Raw genomic sequence first — 15,565 nt, 5'->3', positions numbered from 1 at the left:
TGACCCTTAGAAAACAACAGTCACGGATCCGTAAACGATGGAAGAATCTTCGTCCAGGATCTCGATGTTGGAATCAGTTCCATTCGGTTTCAACGTCGAACCGCTGTTGGTGTGACCCATGGCCACCGAGAAGGTTGGATTGATTTCATAGCCGATTTCCTGAGAGAAATCGAAAGAATCACGCATCACACGCTGGTAAGACCAGGTGTTCATATGCACGAAGTCCGCAGACAGTGAAATGCCGTTGGCAAAAGAGTAAGCAAAGGACAAACCCTGGTTCGATGAATATTCTGTGTTCACAGATCCATCCAGAGCCGTTTCATACTGGTGGAAGTTGCGATTGAAACCCAGAGTCGCTGTGATATCCAGTCCCGAAATGAGATAGTCCGGGTTGACAATGAAAGTCGTTCCCGTTGTCAGGGCCGTGATCATGTTTTGTCTTTTTTGAGCGTCTTTGGAAGTCGGGGCGACCAACCCTGCGCGATAGTTCATGGACAGGCGCTTACCCAAGGCAAACGGGGTGCGATTCACACTGAAAGTGGTGTTGCTGAAAGAGTCGTTCTGGGAGTCTTTCAAGTCTTGCGCATAACCACCCTGTACACGGGCAGTGAAAGTGTTGTTCAGCTTAAGGTTGAAACGGGCCATATAGTCCATGGATTCCCCACGGGTGCCGTCTTCATAGTCGATCATATTGGTGGAATAGCTGGAATTGATAAAGCCACTCCAGCGGCGGCCGTCCTTTTTCGGGGCTTGTATCACGGATGTTGCTGATGTCACAGAAGCATTGTTGGCAAACGCAGGCGCTGCCATCAGAGCACTGATCAGAAATCCAAGAATAGGACGAATAGCAAAAGACATAGGGCACCTCAGAACCATTTCAACTGCGAATCGGGTGCCATTAAAATCAGACCTGAGCTGCAATAGGACCCAAGGTCACTGTCCAAGGTTTGGTCACCGGGCCAATTCCGGGGACCTCTCTGCGTCTTAGAAGACGACGACTGTCAGCTTGTCTCCCTTGGCAAGTTTCAGGGTGAATTTGATTTTACCACCAGCCACGTCGTACTGATCGGCCTTGACCTTTTCAAGCTCTGCACCGCTCTTTCTCTTTAACAGCACATCGCGGATCTTCATGCCCTCTGGAATCTCCAAAGGAAACTCCTGGCTGATATACGAAACAGACGAAGCGATTTTATCAAAGGCTTTTTTATAACCGTCATCGTCCTGACACAGGGAATAGGTCTGCACAACGCCAGGACTGGAGCTTTGCAGGCGTTCAAAGGTTTCCGCATAAGACTGTCCCGTTTTCAGCTCACAGCTTTGACCGTGGGTATTGCCCACCACCGCCATAAAGTAGTTTCCTTGCAGAGCCGTCTTGGAAATATCGCGAAGGAAGTTCTGGGCTATATCAGTCCCGCCCTCCAGCAAATACCCCGAGCGTACGATCCCACGGCGCACCCCTGTTGGGCCCGTCATTTTACAGGCCTGAGTCGCAGCAGTCCCTGGGTAAATGGAAGCAAGATAAGCCATGATATTCGCATGTCCACGATAGGCCTGAGAACAATAATCCGTTAAACCTTCGTTTTCCTCTACATAGTATGTGGCAACGACTTCGGTGTATTTACATTCTGTCAGCTGAACCTCGTTAAAATGGAAATTCACCCCGTTATAAGAGGCCGTCTTGCCAACCAGCGCAGCCATACTGTCCTGAACACGCTTTAAGTCCTCGCCTTGACAGTTCTGTCCTGCCAAGCCTGCTTCACTTTGTCCTTTTGCCAGATAGTTGTAACCATAGAAAGTGCGCGTTTCGACGTTTGTGCTGACTCCGTCACGATAGCCCACCCCAGTGAATGTAAATGGAATGCTGACTCTTTTATAAACGACAGACATCGTGCGGTCATAGTTATAAACCAGATCATTCATACAATGACGACCTTGATAATTGTCTTCGTCCGTCAGCACGAAGAAGACCACCTTCTCATTTGTCGCGGGTTTCTGATATTTGTTTGCCGCGAACTGAACAATCGAACACAGAGCGGATTCATTATCACTTCCCGCCGTTCCCATATTCAGCACGGATTGTTTGATACTATTCACGCGAGACTGACGAACAGACGCCGAATCACGGGGGTCCAGCACGATAGACTGTGGACTTCCGCCATAAATCGTTTTAGTAATGGCTTGAGTGTCATTGGCAGCCAGCTCTGAAATGTCGTTCACATAAACTTCACTGCCTGTTTTCAGGCTTCCATAAATCAAAGAGCCAGAGGCGTTAAGATAACTGGAGGTGGACATAAGCTGCACAGTCACCTTTTTCGTGGCCAAAGAGGCCAGCAGACTGTCGATACGAGCCACCAGTTCTTCCTGTGATTGCTTCATTGTTTGAGAGTTATCGACCACCAGAACCAACTGTGTCGATGGGTATTCCACAGATTCTTCCGCTTGGAACTCAGACACTTTGGCATTTTCGGGAAGTTCACCGTCAATTCGATAGGCCGTTTCAGAGTCCATATCAAAACGCAAACTTTGCGGAGCACAGTTCTGAAAAGAAAGAACCAACATAGACGCCCCGGCCAAAGCCGCCAACCTATTCTTTTTCACACATCCCCCCGGATATCTGACTATTATTCTACTCATTGTGGAATATCAGGGGAGACCTTGTCTCAAAAAAATACAGGGGTCCTAAGACAAAGCGTCTCGAACTTCTGTGCGAACGCTTAGGGCGAACGGGACTGTAGGGGGCGCCGGAATGAATCAAGGCGGCTTTAATTCCTACGCCAACTACGCACAGGGCATTGACAGAAAAGCCCCGGCTCGTAAGGATGTTGGGCGTGTCTACAAATACTCGCGATCATATCATGATTTATTCCGACGGAGCTTGCTCCGGCAATCCCGGCCCTGGGGGCTGGGGCAGTGTGATTCTTTACCCTGACAATCAGGTGCAGGAGCTGGGGGATGGTGAAAAATCCACCACCAACAACCGCATGGAGATGACAGCCGCCCTTGAGGCTTTAAAAGCCGTTGCCCACATGAAGGTGCCAGTGCGTTTTTATACGGACTCCACCTATCTGATCCGTGGGATCACCCAGTGGGTCCACGGGTGGCGTCGTCGCGGCTGGAAAACAGCCGAAGGCGGCGAAGTTTCCAATCAGGATATCTGGGAAGATCTGTCCCATGTTGTTGCCGCCCGCGGAACTCAGGGCAAGATTGAATGGCACTATTCCCGCGGTCACGTGGGAATCCCGGGGAATGAGCGTTGCGACCGCATTGCCGTGGCGTTTTCCAAAAACGACTATGTGTCTTTGTACTCTGGCAGCCTGGATCAGTATCCGTATGATCTTTTACAGGTTCCTGCTGACACCAGCCTTCCAGAAATGAAGGGCCCTGGTGAAAAGAAGAAAGAAGCCTTTAGTTATCTGAGCAATCTGGGGGGCTTGGTTTATCGTCACCGCACCTGGCCTGCGTGTCAGAAGCGAGTAAGCGGTCAGTCCGGGGCGAAATTCAAAAAAGCCACCTCGGCCGCTGAAGAAATCGAGATTCTGAAGTCCTGGGGTTTAAGCCCCAGCACAGTTATCAAGGAAGGATAAGCACTTATGGAAATCACCAACCGTCATGTCCTGATCACCGGAGCCAGTCGTGGAATCGGCCGTGCTTTTGCGAAAATCTGTGCTGAAGACAAAGCCAACCTGCATTTGGTGCTCAGAAAAAAAGACGACGAAGTGATCAAAGAGTTTGAATCCCTGGGCGCCAAGTCCGTGAACATCTGGGAAGCAGACCTGTCGACCCGTGAAGGTGTTGAACACCTGCTGGAACAGATCAAAGATGTGCCCGTGGATATTCTGTTCAACAACGCCGGTGTATTGACCGGGGGTCTGATTGAAGAGCAACCCATCGATGATGTTTATAAAATGCTGCAGGTGAACGTGAACGCTCTGGTGCACCTGACTCAAGGGGTGCTGCCGGGCATGCTGAAAAGAAAGCGCGGAAAGATCATCAATAACTCCAGCGTTTCGGCGTACATGAATTTCCCGTGCGCATCGACCTACGCGGCATCCAAGGCGGCAGTGATGGCTTTCACCAACTGCATCCGACTGGAGCTGAAAGACACCGGCGTCAGTACATTGCTGCTGATCACTCCGGGAATCAAAACCCGCATGTTTGATGAAATCGAAACTCTGTATTCCAAAAACTTTGTGATTCCGTCGGAATCAATGACTCCGGGCAAGTATGCCGAAGTCATCCGCGAAGCTGTGTTGCATGATCTGGAAGTGGTGGAACCATCGGGCTTGACGGGGGTGGGCTTGAAGATCGCAAAACTTGCGAAGCCCCTGTTTGAAATGGAAGTCATGCGCCGGTTCAAGCGCTCTTAAAACTAAAAAGCCCGCTTTCACAGCGGGCTTTTTTTATTTTGAAGATTTGTAGCTTAAAGTTCCTGAGCCCACCGGGCCGGTGATGGTCAGCTTCTGGTCCTTGCCCTCGATGGAAATCATCGGGACCGGGAACGTGAAGGTGTAAGGGGTCGAGAAGCGGTTGTGAATCGGGTACAGACCCTGGATTTCAGCCAGCGGCAGTTTGATTCTTGTGGCTTTGCCTTCGAAGCGGCGGCCGTCCACATCCAGGAAGATTCTCCACACAGTGTCAGCTTTGTACAGATCGTCGTTCTTTCTTTCTGGTGTAAAGAAGGTCACAAAGAATTCAGACTGCTTGGAAAGACGCTGTTCAAACTTCGCTTTTTCTTCTGCGTATTTTTCTTCCGTCCACTGATACAGGCGCATGCTCTGATCCAGCTGGGCTGCCGCGACTTTGGAATTCAGCTGAATGCCTTCGACATCCAGCACATTGTAAAAGCCGTTGTAGGTGCGAAGTTTGTCCGAGTTGTCTTCCAGAACTTGCATGTATTCGTCAGACGTGCGCAGGGTGCGACCGGACGGGGTCACTTCATAAGTGGAAGCGCAGGCGGACAGGATTGTGACAGTGGCCAAGGCCAGAATATATCTCATTACTTAGACTCCAAAAAACCGTCGAGGAACTTTTTGATATCCGCATACACGGTCTGGCGGATCGTATCGTTGATCAATTCATGCTTGCCGCCCGGATAGACGTAAAGCTCTTTTTGAGTGGTCCCAAGATGTTCGTACAACGCTTTCGCAGCGGACGTGCTGATCACCGGATCGGCGTCAGACACAATCACCAGGGCCGGTTTCTTTAGCTGATTGGCACGAGGGTTGACGAATTCAAAAGAATCCAGGAACCCAAGGAATGCACCCGGAGACACACGCGTGTGGCGAAGAGCATCCTGTTCGTATTCACGAATCACATCCGGATCGCGTGTCAGCATGTCGTTGGAAAGTTCATTCCCCATCGTGATCTGCGGCAGAAGTTTGTTCAGAATGCCAGCACCTTTGGCTTTGAACGCCGGAACCGGAACTGTCAGGCCCAGCAGCGGAGCGCTGATCACCATCGCGGTGCAGTCGATATCGGAATTTTGCAGCAGGGTTTTCAGCTGAATCAAGCCACCCATGGAATGACAGTACAAAATCACCGGACCTTTTTTGACCTTTTCCTCTTTCATAACCATGTCGAGGAAGATTTTGTAGTCCTTGCAGTAATCGTCAAATTCCGCAACGTAACCGCGGCGTCCGTCCGAACGACCGTGACCACGCAGATCCCAGCCGTAAAAACTCCATTTGTCGTTTTCAAAAGCTTTGATCAGTCGGTGATAGGATTCCGAATGTTCGCCATGGCCGTGCGTGATGATCACGGTGCCGCGGGCTTCGGGATTGTCCCAAATCTGGAAGAAAAGATTGATGTCTTGGTAGCCCTTAAAGAAGCCTTCAGATCGTTTGTACATACTGTCTTAGCTTGCCGTGACTCGCCCCGGACGGGCAAGTCAATTCAGGCCTCGAACCACGATTGTATCCTGGGCGGTCTTGCTCTTTTCCGGATAGTCGAGATTGTAATGGATGCCTCTGGACTCATGTCTGCGCAAAGCGCATTCCACTGACAGATCCGCTACGATCGCGATGTTACGAAGCTCCAGAATGTCCGGGTGGATCTTCATGTTCGAATAATATTCTTTGGTCTCTGAAAGAATGTTTTTCAGACGGTGCTGCGCGCGTTCCAGACGTTTGTTAGAGCGGACAATCCCCATATAGTTCCACATCAGACGGCGGATTTCGTCCCACATGTGGTTGATCACGATCATCTCGTCATCATTGGATTCCTGAGGATGAGTCCAGGCTTTGGGTTCTTTGTCGGTCAGCTTGTAACTGTCCCAGTGCTTTTTGATTTCCTCAGCGCAGTTGTGAGCCGTGGTCAGGCATTCCAGCAAAGAGTTGCTGGCCAGACGGTTGGCGCCGTGCAGACCGGTGCAGGCGGTTTCGCCAATGGCCCACAGACCGGTGATGTCCGTGCGCCCTGAAACATCTGTCAAAACTCCGCCGCACAGGTAGTGCGCGGCCGGCACCACCGGGATCGGCTGTGTGCTCATGTCGATGCCAAATTCCAAACACTTGTTGAAAATAGTCGGGAAGCGCTGCTTAAGGAATTCACGATCCAGTTTGGTCATGTCCAGATACACGCACTCGGCCCCGGTTTTCTTCATTTCGTTGTCAATCGAACGAGCCACCACATCACGCGGAGCCAGCGAGCCCAGCTCGTGATACTTGCGCATGAAGGCGTTGCCCTTGCTGTCGATCAACTCGCCACCTTCGCCACGCAGAGCTTCAGAAATCAGGAAGTTGCGGGATTCGCGGTGGAACAGGCACGTCGGGTGGAACTGCATGAATTCCAGATTGGCGATGCGGGCGCCCACTCGGTAGGCCATCGCGATGCCGTCACCGGTCGCGCCACCCCAGTTGGAAGTGTAAAGATAAACCTTACCCGCACCCCCTGTGGCTAGGGCGGTGTTTTTTGCTATAAAAGTATGCACCTCTCCGGTGTCCTTGCTAAGGGCGTAACAGCCTATGCAGGTCACCGGATCCATGTCCGCAGGGTCGACTTCTTTGTTCACGATCAGGTCGATGGCGTAATACTTTTCCATCAGGGTGATGTTCGGATTTTCGCGAACTCGCGCCAATAAAGTGCGATGGATCTCTAAACCGGTTTGGTCCTCGAAGTGAAGAATGCGTCTTTTGCTGTGTCCGCCCTCGCGCGTCAAATCCACTTCGTTGGTTTCTTCAGAGCCACGTCTGCGGACGTCGAAATGAACGCCCCAGTTTGTTAAATCTTTAATGCGATCAGGGGCTTGCTCTACGTAATTGCGAACGACAGTTTCTTTGCAGAGGCCGGCTCCGGCGGTCAAAGTGTCCTGCAGATGAGCCTCGAAGCTGTCCTCTTCCGACATCACCGCGGAAATTCCACCTTGAGCCATGGCCGAGTTCGTCCCGCCGGCGCTTTCTTTGGCCAGCACGATCACTTTTCCATTTTCCGAAAGCTTCAGAGCCAAAGCCAAGCCAGCAGTGCCAGAGCCGATAATCAAAATGTCGCAGCGGTGAGTACTCATAGTGGGGATCTTCTACCCCTTTTAGTGGCATTTGCAAAGGACTCTTGCTTGATTCTTACCAGTTTCTAAAACTACAATAAAATCAAAGGTATCTCGCTCTTGGAAGAGCGCGGAGAAGTTACAGGAAGGAACTGCCTCAATGAAAGTTAAACTCATCGTCGTTCTGATTGCGGTGGCGGCTGTTTTCATCAGCGCTGTCTTGTGGCGGACGGACAGTTTTGTCTATGGAGATCGAATGAGTTGGGTTGAAGCGCAGACCCGCACCCAGCTGGGGGCCATCAACCATTCATTGACGGTGGAATTGAAATCCCTGCAGCGCCTTGTTTCTGGTTTGAATTCTGAAAGCTTCCAAAAAGGAAAAATGAACTGGAACTCTTTGTCGCCGTACTATGCGGTGGCGGCGTTCTCTGTGCGTGGGTCCGAGCTGGATCCGCAAGCTTTGTCCGTTCGTGAAAATTCCAAAGCCGCCAACTGGAACAAAGAGTTCGTGAAAGCGGCCATTGGCAACATCGGTGCGCGCGGCAACGACATGAGATTTTATGTGAAGCCATTCCAGGATTCTCAGCGCGGTCGTTATGTGGCGCTGGTGTTTTTGGAAGGCACACGCGCTTATGCTTTGATCGGCTCAGGGGAAACCTTCCAGTCCCTGATCGACGCGCAAAAAGGTTCGTTGAGTGCATTTTCAATTGTGACGGCCACGGGCCTGACGGTGGGCCACTCGGTGCCTGAATACCTGGGCACTGTGATGCGTGATGATCCTGTCTTCCGTGAAGCGCAAAAAAGCGGTTCTTCCCACGGCAGTTCTGTTTTCAAACTTGCTTCCGGTCAGGATCTTTACGGCATGTTTGAAATGATCCCGCAAAGCAATCTGTATGTGCTCAGTTCCGCTCCGCTGAAAGAGGCGATGAAGGGGCGCACCGGATTGTGGTGGCAGTTCCTGCTTCTGGGCGCGGGCCTGGTGCTGGTGGGGGCGGCCGCCGCCCTGTGGGTGATTTCACCTGCAGAAAAAGAAATTGAAACCTTGGAAACCCAGCTGGCAGAAGCGAAGGCAAAACCGGCTCCGGCTCCGGTGGTTGAAAAAGTCATCGCACAGGATCCGGAGGTCGCTCACAAAGAGCGTCTGGATGCTTCGATGCGTGTGGCTTCAGCGCTGGCGCATGAGATGCGCGGACCTCTGGCTTCCATCCTGGGTTATTCTCAAGTCATTCTTTCAAAATCTCCGGAAAGTGAAGTTGTGCAAAGCACGGACTCCATTCTGCGCGAAACCCGCGCGGCCCGTTCCGTGCTGGACAAGCTTCTGGGCTACGCTGGCGAAGAAGTGAAAGAAAAAAACGCCATGCGTGTTGAAGGCCCGCTGGTGCGTGCACTGAAACAGCTGGATACGCTGTTTGCACAAAAAGGTGTGAAGATCACCAAAGACATTCAGGACACCCACGCAAAAGATCTGGATGTGGATGGGGTGACCCGTGCGATGGTGAACATCATGACCAACTCGGTGGAAGCCATGGAGCGTATGGCGAAAAAGGAAATCAAGGTTTCCCTGTACGAATCCGAAAGCGGAACTCATCTGGACATCGAGGACTGTGGTGAGGGCATCGAACCTGCGAATATCGAAAAGATCTTTGATCCGTTCTTCACAACCCGCTCGTTCCAGAATCACATGGGTCTGGGTTTGTCGGTGGCCTTCGGAATTCTGAAAGAGCACAACGCCGACGTGAAAGTCGAGTCCCAGCGCGGGCAGGGCACGAAAGTGATGATCCTGTTCAAGAAAACCATGGGCCTTGCCGTGATGAAGGCCCCGGTGGCACCAAAGCAGGAGGAGGAAGAAGTGATTGTGATGAAAGAACTGCCTCGCCTGAAAGAAGAATCCCCGGAGCGCGCCGAAGCCGAAGCGAATTTCGTCGCGGCAACCACGGTGCAGCCGGAGCCTGCGGCGTCCCCACTGGATGTGAACATCGACAACCTGCTGGAAGAGCTGCCTGAAGTCGTGCCCGCCAAAGCGGAACCGGTCGCTGCGGCAGAACAAGTGATGGTTAAAAAGATCGTGAAGAAAACGGTGAAAAAGAAATCCCAGCCTGCCAGCGATGAACTGACCTTCATCGACGGTTTCCTGGGTGAAGAGGCTGAGGAGGAAGTTGAAGTGGAAGAGGAAATTCTAGTGGCGGCCGATGCAGCCGAAGCTTCCGCTGAAACTGTTGTGGCTGCGGCGACAGAACCGGTGACCAGCACCGCGATTCCGGTCGAGCCTGCTGCCGGTGCCAGCCTTGCTGATATGGATGATGAACTGACTCCGGTGAATTTTATCGTTCCGCCGAAAATGGCTGCTGCCAAAAAAGAATCCAAGCTCGACGGATATCATGTTGAAATTCGCCGCCCTGGAAAGAGGATTTAATTGAACATTCGCGATTACAGTTCTCAGTTTACAGTTTTTGTTTTCACCACGGATGTGGATCTGGGGGCGTCGGCGAAAGTGTATCTTTCACAAGCCGGCTATGATGCCTATTTCTTCCAGGATCCCGAGACGCTGGAACAAAGACTGAAAGAGAGCGCCCCGCATATTCTGGTGTTTTCCACAGCGGCCCTGGCGGGTTCGCTGAGTGATTTTGTCAGCATCGTTCAGGGTATCAACGACGAGATCCGCTTTATTGCGGTCAGCTCGATTTCCCAGTTCGACATTCTGGCTCAGTACAACAGCCACGGTTTCGTGGATGTGATTTCGGACGATGCCGCAGCCCTGGAATCCCGTGTGGTGTGGGCGGTGGACCGTGCTTGTGAAAAACTATATCTGACCTATCAGAACGAACAGCTGTTTGATGATTTGAAATCAGCTGAATCGCGCATGGAAGAAGTCCACGCCGCGGCGGTGAAAAGCATGAAACAGGCCGAGGCTGAAAAAGCCCCGCCGGTTTCCATTTCAACCCGTATCGGCGAATATCGTTCCGCACAAAGCAAAGAGGATCTGATCCAGAAATATCTGAATCAGCTGCCGGGCAGTTTGTGTGTCTTCTTCAAGTTCCTGCCATCGGTTCGTTCCTTTGTGGCGACTCACGCCAGTGGCATTCCGGGCTCTGATATTCAGGGTGTCGGTGTGCAGTTGGAATCCAACGACATGAAAGAGCTGAGCTCGCAAATGGCCATTGGCCTGTTGCCTCCGCGCTTTACTGAAATGCTGGTGGAAGCATTCCACTTCAGCCCGCCGAAAGCTTTGCCGCTGTATGCGCACAACGCTTTGGAAGGTGTGTTTGTTTATTCCGGCCAGCTGCCGGCTGAAGAAGTTGCGCGCATGAACGAAGAGTTCACGCTTTTATCGCTTTGTTATTCGCACTTTTCTCTGGAAAAGAAAGTCGATTCCCTGGAAGTGCAGGACTTCGTCACTGAGGTTTATAACCGCAATTATTACCAGAAAGTTCTGGGCGATGAGGTGTCACGCGCCCGCCGCCTGAAGCAGCCTTTGTCCGTTGTTAAAATCTCGATGGATGATTTTTATGAGATTGAATCATCTTTGGGTGAAGCGGTGAGAGATGAGTTGCTAAAAGCTGTGGCAACCATCATCACTAAGACCAGCCGAACCAATGACGTCACCTGCCGTACGGGGGTGAATGAGTTTGCGATGATTCTTCCGCACTGCCCGAAAAAGGGTGCGGCTTTGCGCGCAGAACGTCTGCGCCGGATCATTGAAGGCACATCGTTCATGGATAACGGCATGAAGGTGTCCATCAGCCTAGGTGTCAGTGAGTATCCTTCCCTGTGTGATTCCGCCAAATCCTTGGATGAATCCGCGACGAAGGCTTTGCTTCACATCAACGACAAGGGCGGAAATAAAATTTGTTTGTTCAAGGCTCCGGAAACCCACAAGCCTGAATTTGAAGTGACAGCGGAATAGAGACTAAGAATGGAAATGTACCGTCGCACGTTTGCGGAAATTAATCTGGATCATCTGAAGCACAATATCCAAGTGCTGCAGAAGGCCTTTCCGCAAGCCCCTTTTCTGTGTCCCATGGTCAAGGCCAATGCCTATGGCCACGGGGACGTGCAATTGGCGCGTTTCCTTGAAAGTCTGGGCATCAAGCACTTGGGTGTGTGTCTGATTGAAGAAGGTCTGCTGCTTCGTCGTTCCGGTGTGAATGCTGAAATTCTGGTCTTCCGCGGTTTTGATCGCGAAGGGGCAGAAAAAATCATCGAATACAACATGACACCGGTGGTGAGTTCCTGGGAGCAGATTGATCATCTGGAGGCCGTGGCCTCGGACCCCGTGGGGATTCACCTGAAATTTGACACCGGCATGAATCGTCTGGGATTCCGTCCCGAAGAAGCACAAAAGCTATTCGATCGCCTGTGGCAGAACAAGAAGATCCGATTGAAAGCCCTGGTGACTCATCTGTTTAACGGCGAAGATGCCACGGATTCTCAAGGCATCAGTGCCCGCCAGTTGCGTGATCTGAATCGGGTCAGCACGGTGTTTAAGCCTTTTAATATTTTCTGCCATGCTTTGAACTCGGCCGGGATCATGAGTGCCCTGCAGATGAAAGACGCCGGGAACACGCCGGCGGATCATCCGCTGTTCATGCAAAACTGGGGTCTGCGCCCGGGGCTGATGATCTATGGTTACAATCCATTGGGTCAGAACAGCTTCGGGGGCCTAAAACCGGTGATGAGTTTGAAATCTCATGTGGCCACCTACAGACAGCTTCATATCGGTGAAACTGTTTCTTACGGCGGCACCTGGACGGCCAAGCAGGATTCTGTCATTGCTGTGGTCCCCATTGGATATGCCGATGGTTACCATCGTATTTTATCCAACCAGTCTTCTGTGGTTTTTGCAGGCAAAAGGGTTCCCCTTGTCGGAAGCATCTGTATGGATTATCTGATGCTGGATGTGACGGAAGTGGTGCGCGGAAAAGATCTGAAAGACTTTAAGGATCAGGAAGTGACCTTGTTCGGATTTGCTTCCGATGGCAGTTTCCTGTCCCCGGAAGAGCTGGCGGTTCAGGCCAAAAGCATCACCTGGGAAATGCTGACAAGTGTGGGCGAGCGCGTGCCACGTATTTACTCCGGCCTGGATGTCGGATTTGTGTTTGAGGAAAGCAGAGGCCAACGATGACCCTGTCGCAAAAACTGTATAAATTGATTGCCGGAGTCGGGCGGTACTTTATGGGGACCCTTTCTGAAGTGGTATCCTCGACGGGAAAGATCATCCTTTTCTTCAACGAAAGTGTGCGGTTGATTTTTGCCAAACCGTCGCGATTTGCTGAAATCATCCGACACATGGAGTTTATCGGAAACCAGTCCATCGGCATCATTTGTCTGACGGGTGGTTTCACGGGGCTGGCGTTGTCTTTGCAATTGTATCTGGGTTTTAAGCTGTTCAATGCCGTGAATATGGTGGGTCCGACGGTGGCGTTGGGTATCACTCGCGAATTGGGTCCGGTATTGACGGGTCTGATTGTGGCGGCCCGAGCAGGTGGTGCGATGGCAGCCCGTCTGGGCACCATGCGTGTGAACGAGCAGATCGATGCCCTGGATGTGATGGGTGTGAACACCAAACAATATCTGGTGTCGCCGCGTTTGGTGGCGGCCTTTATCTGTATGCCACTTCTGGTGGCGGTCTTTGACTTTGTGGCCATGCTGGGCAGCTGGTTCCTGTGTGTGAAAATGGTCGGTTTGGATGAGGCGGTGTTCTGGCAAAAGATCGCTGACTTTATTGAAATCCGCCATATCAACGAGGGTCTTTTGAAAGGCATGGTCTTCGGTATTTACTTTGCGCTGATGTGCACCTACCGCGGATTCAACACCACGGGCGGAGCCAAAGGGGTGGGTGAAGCCACCAATCAAGGCGTCGTGCAAAGTATGGTGGGCATTATCATTCTGGATTACTTTGCGACCAACATGATCCGTCTGTTCTACAGTCTTGTGGGGATTACATAATGGCGAATGAATCAGCAATTTCACTGCGTGATGTGAAAAAGTCCTTTGATGGCGGGCATGAGTTCGTTTTGAAAGGCATCAACCTGGAGATTCCCAAAGGCAGTCTGACAGCGATCATCGGCTTTTCCGGAACCGGAAAAAGCGTGATGCTGAAGCACTTGTTGGGCTTGTTCAAACCCACCTCCGGGACCATTGAGGTGTTGGGCACGGATCTTTCAACTCTGAACCCGGATCAATTGACGAAATTCCGCTGCAACTTCGGGGTGCTGTTTCAGTCCGCTGCATTGTTTGATGATATGACGGTTCTGGAAAATGTCTGCTTCCCGTTGTTTGAACACCGACGTGAATTGAAGCCGGCCCAAGTCCTTCGTATAGCCGAAGAGAAGCTGCATCAGGTAGGTTTGGAGTCCAAACATTACCACAAGCTTCCCAGCCAGATCAGCGGGGGGATGCAGAAAAGAACGGGCCTGGCGCGAGCTCTCGCCCTAGATCCAGAAATTCTGATCTATGACGAACCGACCACGGGTTTAGATCCCATTCTGACAGAAATGGTGGATAATTTGATCCTGAGTACCCATAAGTTAAAACAGGGTGTGACTTCTATCATGGTATCACATGATTTGTCCGCTGCGTTTAGGATTGCCGACCACATCGCGATGTTGGATAGTGGCCGGGTTTTGTTATTTGGTACTCCAGAGGACTTCTTCAACACGGACATCGAACTGGTGAAGAAGTTTGTGAATAAAGGAATGAAACATCAATGAATTGGCTTCGCGCTGCAGAATTTAAAGTCGGATTAATGGTGATTGTGGTGGGTTCACTCATCGCGGTCATGTCTATGCAGGTCAGCGACGATCCATCTTATCTTGGTCGTTCCAAAAAAGCCTGGTTCCTTCTTCCCAACGCCGGTGGTCTGGTTAAAAACTCCGCCGTTCGTTCTGCCGGTATCCCGGTGGGTGTCATCAAGGACATCCGTCTGCAGGACGGCATGGCCCGCATTGATATTACTATTAAATCTGAAGTGCCGCTGACGACTTCCGCTTCTGTGGAAATCAAGGCCCAGGGTATTTTGGGTGACAAGCACATCGAAGTTTACCCGGGTTCACCGACCGATCCTCCGTTGGAAGATAATGCTCAGATCCTGTCTATTAAAGACGGGGCGGGCATGGAAAACCTGATGGCTCAGGTTTCTGATGTGGCAAGCTCCCTGAAAGAAGTGGCGAAGAATCTGAAAGAAGCGACTTCTGAAGATGGCACCCGTGCCCACGTTCTGGGTCGTATCGTTAAAAATATCGAGACACTGACCGGTGATCTGGCGCAGATGACGACCGAGAACAAGGATAAGATCGGCGATATCGTGGATGACATTCACGGCATCACCGCGAATCTTCAGGAAGTCATGAACGACAAAAGCGATTCCGGCCTGAAAGAGACCTGGAAGAAGCTTTCCAACACGGTCAAAAACCTGGATGACATCACCACCCGTATCAACAAGGGTGAGGGCGCATTGGGTAAACTTATCAGCGACGAACAGACTTCTGAAAACCTGACTTCAGCGATCGATGGTCTGGGTGGAATGCTTGATTCTGCGAACCGTATCCAAACTGCGTTTGAGTTCCGCGGGGAATACCTGAACGAAGTTGGCGCCACCAAGTCTTATATTGGTGTGCAGATCCAGCCGGGTCTGGACCGCTACTATTATATCGGTGTGGTGGATGACCCTGCCGGTGTGGTTGAAACGACCAAAACCGAAGTCACTGGCCCGGGCGCGGGTGATGTGGGACCAGGTTCCTATACTGAAAAGAAAACTTACAGCAACAAGATCAAGTTCACTGTTTTGTTTGCAAAGAACTTCTGGGATCTGACTCTTAAAGGGGGTCTGATCGAAAACAACGGTGGTTTCGGTATCGATTACTACTTCTTCCGTCGTAAGTTGAAGTTCACAGCTGAAGCCTTCCAGTTCAGCGAAACCAACGTGCGCAGCAGTCTGACGTATAACTTGTATCGCGGTATCTTTATTACTGGTGGTATCAACGATGCCTTCGATCAACAGGGTGCACGTTCCAGCTATCTGGGTGCGGGTTTGTTCCTGACGAACGACGATCTTAAACTTCTTCTAACCAAGGCACCTTTTTAACC

13 protein-coding genes are annotated in these 15,565 nt (G+C 51.3%); 8 read left to right on the top strand and 5 right to left on the bottom strand.

Features of this window, described 5'->3' with window-relative positions:
* Positions 1–6 precede the first annotated feature (6 nt).
* Both BD_RS14350 and BD_RS14345 read right to left on the bottom strand, forming a co-directional pair.
* Positions 7–858, bottom strand: coding sequence for a hypothetical protein (locus BD_RS14350; RefSeq protein ID WP_011165496.1), 852 nt, complete (start codon positions 856–858; stop codon positions 7–9).
* A gap of 126 nt (positions 859–984) precedes the next feature.
* A complete protein-coding gene (locus tag BD_RS14345; protein ID WP_157865721.1) occupies positions 985–2,598 on the bottom strand; it encodes a hypothetical protein in 1,614 nt (537 codons plus the stop codon).
* Positions 2,599–2,819: 221 nt separating this feature from the next.
* On the opposite strand from BD_RS14345, the gene rnhA reads away from it, so the two are divergent.
* Together rnhA and BD_RS14335 are read left to right on the top strand one after the other, a co-directional pair.
* Positions 2,820–3,584: a ribonuclease HI gene (rnhA, locus tag BD_RS14340; protein ID WP_050792930.1), complete on the top strand. Its 765-nt coding sequence runs from the start codon at positions 2,820–2,822 to the stop codon at positions 3,582–3,584.
* Between the two features lie 6 nt (positions 3,585–3,590).
* Positions 3,591–4,367 (top strand): SDR family NAD(P)-dependent oxidoreductase, encoded by a 777-nt coding sequence (locus BD_RS14335; protein WP_011165493.1) that lies wholly within the window; start codon positions 3,591–3,593, stop codon positions 4,365–4,367.
* Between the two features lie 33 nt (positions 4,368–4,400).
* Here BD_RS14335 and BD_RS14330 read toward each other — a convergent pair whose 3' ends face one another.
* The 3 genes from BD_RS14330 to nadB are packed head-to-tail and all read right to left on the bottom strand — an operon-like array spanning position 4,401 to position 7,501.
* Positions 4,401–4,997, bottom strand: a complete 597-nt coding sequence (locus BD_RS14330; RefSeq protein WP_011165492.1) for a hypothetical protein — start codon at positions 4,995–4,997, stop codon at positions 4,401–4,403.
* The gene (locus BD_RS14325; RefSeq protein ID WP_011165491.1) at positions 4,997–5,848 is read right to left on the bottom strand and encodes an alpha/beta hydrolase; all 852 of its coding nucleotides are present in this window, start codon (positions 5,846–5,848) and stop codon (positions 4,997–4,999) included. Before BD_RS14325 ends, BD_RS14330 begins: the two co-directional genes overlap by 1 nt.
* 39 nt (positions 5,849–5,887) lie before the next feature.
* Entirely contained in the window at positions 5,888–7,501 is a 1,614-nt protein-coding gene (nadB, locus tag BD_RS14320) for an L-aspartate oxidase (RefSeq protein WP_011165490.1), read from the bottom strand.
* Positions 7,502–7,640: 139 nt separating this feature from the next.
* On the opposite strand from nadB, the gene BD_RS14315 reads away from it, so the two are divergent.
* The 6 genes from BD_RS14315 to BD_RS14290 are packed head-to-tail and all read left to right on the top strand — an operon-like array spanning position 7,641 to position 15,563.
* Complete coding sequence (locus BD_RS14315; RefSeq protein ID WP_011165489.1) at positions 7,641–9,893, top strand: sensor histidine kinase; 2,253 nt, start codon at positions 7,641–7,643, stop codon at positions 9,891–9,893.
* Entirely contained in the window at positions 9,894–11,384 is a 1,491-nt protein-coding gene (locus BD_RS14310; RefSeq protein WP_011165488.1) for a GGDEF domain-containing protein, read from the top strand. It begins immediately after the preceding gene.
* Between the two features lie 9 nt (positions 11,385–11,393).
* Positions 11,394–12,602: an alanine racemase gene (alr, locus tag BD_RS14305; protein WP_011165487.1), complete on the top strand. Its 1,209-nt coding sequence runs from the start codon at positions 11,394–11,396 to the stop codon at positions 12,600–12,602.
* Entirely contained in the window at positions 12,599–13,426 is an 828-nt protein-coding gene (locus BD_RS14300) for an MlaE family ABC transporter permease (protein WP_011165486.1), read from the top strand. Before alr ends, BD_RS14300 begins: the two co-directional genes overlap by 4 nt.
* Positions 13,426–14,190: an ABC transporter ATP-binding protein gene (locus BD_RS14295; protein ID WP_011165485.1), complete on the top strand. Its 765-nt coding sequence runs from the start codon at positions 13,426–13,428 to the stop codon at positions 14,188–14,190. Before BD_RS14300 ends, BD_RS14295 begins: the two co-directional genes overlap by 1 nt.
* A complete protein-coding gene (locus BD_RS14290; protein ID WP_011165484.1) occupies positions 14,187–15,563 on the top strand; it encodes an MlaD family protein in 1,377 nt (458 codons plus the stop codon). Before BD_RS14295 ends, BD_RS14290 begins: the two co-directional genes overlap by 4 nt.
* The last annotated feature ends 2 nt before the right edge of the window (positions 15,564–15,565 follow it).

The organism is Bdellovibrio bacteriovorus HD100 (genome assembly GCF_000196175.1).
Classification (GTDB): Bacteria; Bdellovibrionota; Bdellovibrionia; order Bdellovibrionales; family Bdellovibrionaceae; genus Bdellovibrio; species Bdellovibrio bacteriovorus.
Note: the sequence above shows the minus strand (reverse complement) of the source record. Positions and strands in the feature narration are given on the sequence as shown.

Excerpts from the sequence above, each read along its gene's own strand:
- BD_RS14350 (WP_011165496.1), bottom strand. The coding sequence starts at position 858 with ATGTCTTTTGCTATTCGTCCTATTCTTGGATTTCTGATCAGTGCTCTG.
- rnhA (WP_050792930.1), top strand. The coding sequence starts at position 2,820 with ATGTTGGGCGTGTCTACAAATACTCGCGATCATATCATGATTTATTCC.
- BD_RS14335 (WP_011165493.1), top strand. The coding sequence starts at position 3,591 with ATGGAAATCACCAACCGTCATGTCCTGATCACCGGAGCCAGTCGTGGA.
- BD_RS14330 (WP_011165492.1), bottom strand. The coding sequence starts at position 4,997 with ATGAGATATATTCTGGCCTTGGCCACTGTCACAATCCTGTCCGCCTGC.
- BD_RS14325 (WP_011165491.1), bottom strand. The coding sequence starts at position 5,848 with ATGTACAAACGATCTGAAGGCTTCTTTAAGGGCTACCAAGACATCAAT.
- nadB (WP_011165490.1), bottom strand. The coding sequence starts at position 7,501 with ATGAGTACTCACCGCTGCGACATTTTGATTATCGGCTCTGGCACTGCT.
- BD_RS14315 (WP_011165489.1), top strand. The coding sequence starts at position 7,641 with ATGAAAGTTAAACTCATCGTCGTTCTGATTGCGGTGGCGGCTGTTTTC.
- alr (WP_011165487.1), top strand. The coding sequence starts at position 11,394 with ATGGAAATGTACCGTCGCACGTTTGCGGAAATTAATCTGGATCATCTG.
- BD_RS14300 (WP_011165486.1), top strand. The coding sequence starts at position 12,599 with ATGACCCTGTCGCAAAAACTGTATAAATTGATTGCCGGAGTCGGGCGG.
- BD_RS14295 (WP_011165485.1), top strand. The coding sequence starts at position 13,426 with ATGGCGAATGAATCAGCAATTTCACTGCGTGATGTGAAAAAGTCCTTT.
- BD_RS14290 (WP_011165484.1), top strand. The coding sequence starts at position 14,187 with ATGAATTGGCTTCGCGCTGCAGAATTTAAAGTCGGATTAATGGTGATT.